Source organism: Arthrobacter sp. HMWF013 (assembly GCF_003061105.1).
Taxonomy (GTDB): domain Bacteria; phylum Actinomycetota; class Actinomycetes; order Actinomycetales; family Micrococcaceae; genus Arthrobacter.
In genome coordinates this window covers 1-2,062 of sequence record NZ_QAIQ01000439.1, presented here as the reverse complement: position 1 = coordinate 2,062, position 2,062 = coordinate 1, and the positions used below count along the sequence as shown (strand labels likewise).

General features: G+C 66.1%; 3 protein-coding genes. 1 reads left to right on the top strand and 2 read right to left on the bottom strand.

From position 1 onward, the window contains the following. Nucleotides 1-104 precede the first annotated feature (104 nt). Nucleotides 105-1,085 carry an acyl-CoA thioesterase gene (locus tag DBR22_RS15850; protein ID WP_108599810.1) on the bottom strand — a complete coding sequence of 327 codons (981 nt, stop codon included), beginning with the start codon at nt 1,083-1,085 and terminating at the stop codon, nt 105-107. 63 nt (nt 1,086-1,148) lie between these two features. Here DBR22_RS15850 and DBR22_RS15845 point away from each other — a divergent pair, with 63 nt between their 5' ends. Beyond that, nucleotides 1,149-1,814, top strand: coding sequence for a hypothetical protein (locus tag DBR22_RS15845; protein ID WP_108599809.1), 666 nt, complete (start codon nt 1,149-1,151; stop codon nt 1,812-1,814). A gap of 25 nt (nt 1,815-1,839) precedes the next feature. Here DBR22_RS15845 and DBR22_RS15840 read toward each other — a convergent pair. Beyond that, a partial coding sequence (locus DBR22_RS15840) for a globin domain-containing protein (RefSeq protein WP_441296246.1) occupies nt 1,840-2,062 on the bottom strand: 223 nt, incomplete at its 5' end.

The window sequence follows — 2,062 nt, the reverse complement described above, 5'->3', positions numbered from 1 at the left end:
CTACTAACCACCTAACCAACAGGTGTTGCAACGACCCCTAGAAACCGCCCGTCAGGGGCGCCGGCCTTTCCTGTTGCATGGGGAATGCCGTAGGGCAGGCCGGGTCAGTCCCGCCCGGCCTTGCGGATCTGGTGTTCCAGGAGCTTGGACTGGACGGCGCCGACTACTTTGTTCTTCAGGTCCGTGGGAACGCGGATCATGCCCTCCTGGGCCACAGATGCCACATGCTCCCCGGCCTGGTTGAAAATCTTTCCCGTGGCCAGGCCCCGGGCACCCTGGGCGCTGGGGGATTCCTGGACGTACAGCAGCCACTCATCCACGCGTGCGGGCCGGTGCCACCACATCGCGTGGTCCAAGCTGGCAACGCTCATGCCGGGGGTGATCCAGCTCATCCCGTGGCGGCGCAGGATGGATTCCAGCAGCGTGTAGTCGCTGGCATAGGCCAGGGCAGCCCGGTGCACGTTCGTGTCGTCGGGCATAGGTCCGAAGGTCTTCATCCAGACCGCGTTGCGCGCCTCCCTCTTCCCCTTCGCGGAAACGTAAAGCGGCGGATCCACATGCCGGATATCGAAGGGCCGTTCGTACGCCCAGTGCTGTGCGATGGGGTGGTCGAACTTGCCGAGCAGTTCGGCTGTACTGGGCAGCGACTCGGGATCGGGAATGCCCGCAGGCATCCTGGACCCGTGATCAATCCCTTCATCCGGGTCTTGGAACGAGGCGATCATCGAGAGGATGGGCACGCCTTCCTGGTAGGCGTGGACGCGCCGTGCCGAAAAGGACCGGCCATCCCGCAACCGCTGGACACCGAAGGTGATGGGCTTGTTGGCGTCCCCCGGACGCAGGAAGTAGCCGTGCATGGAATGAACCATGCGTTCCGGGTCCACAGTCCTTATTCCGGCGATCAGCGACTGGGCCAGAACCTGCCCGCCGAACACCCGCTGACGGGGCTGCTGCTGCGAAGGCCCCAGGAAGATGTCCTCATCGGTCCGGGCGCCCTGAAGCTCACCAAGGTCAAGGAGGTGGATAAGGGCTGAGGTGGGGTCGCCGCTGGGCGGCGCCAGCAATCCGGTTTCGGCTTCAGTCATGGATCGACTCTAGACGGCACCCCGCCGCTGCTCAACAAAGGCACAGCCGGTAGTGTTCTTTATGTGTCTGACCTACTTACCCAGTCCTTCCGGTTCGCCGACGCCCGTGATCTTGCCGATCTCCGCACCTTCGCCACCCGTGCCAAAGCCGTGGACGACGGCGCCATCCGGCTTCAGGCCGCGGGTTCCGTTCTCGCGGCGTACGTGTGTGTCCTCCGGCCACGACTGCTGGGCGAATCCACTCCTACCATCCTGGGCCTGCGCACCATGGCCCTCGCCGAGCCTTCCGCGACTGATGTCACGGTTCCGCTGTCAGCTGTCCTTGACCGTCTTGCACGGGCGGGGGAGGACGACGTCGAACTGCCCGTTCCGCCGGCCACAGTCAGCGAGTCGTGGACGGGGGTCGGGGCGCCCCGCACCGGCTGGGAACTGGTGGGTACGCTGGCCGATGCCGGGCTCCGCCAGGCGGCCGAAACCGGCATCTCCGAAGTTGCTGCCATCGTGCCGACCAACCCGGGCATGCTGATAGTCAATAACGCCCGTGCCACGGTATGGGGCAGGGAACTGGACGCATCCGGGATCCCGCTCGGCGCCGCCTTCGCCGCACTGACGCTCGGATTCCTCGCTGACGGGGAGCAGAAGCTCTACCGGGCCGGGCGCTGGTTCCGCCTCAGCGGTCCGCGCGGCCACGTCCTTGCCAGGAGCGGCAGCGGGCTGCAGCAGCCCTGACCCCGGTCACGGCCTCACGGAAACCTTACGGCTCCGAAGGGCTGTTCACCATGGACAGGGCGGCCCGTTCCATGTAGTCCCACAAGGTCCCCTCGTACAGCGGAGGCAGGTCCAGGGAATCCACGGCTGCCCGCATGTGGAACAGCCAGCGGTCCTTCGCAGCAGGTGTGACCCGGAAGGGCATGTGGCGCATCCGCAGGCGCGGGTGGCCCCGTTCCTCCCCGTACGTGGTGGGCCCGCCCCAGTAC

Bases quoted from the DNA above. Each gene is read 5' to 3' on its own strand.
- DBR22_RS15850 (WP_108599810.1), bottom strand. From the start codon at position 1,085: ATGACTGAAGCCGAAACCGGATTGCTGGCGCCGCCCAGCGGCGACCCC.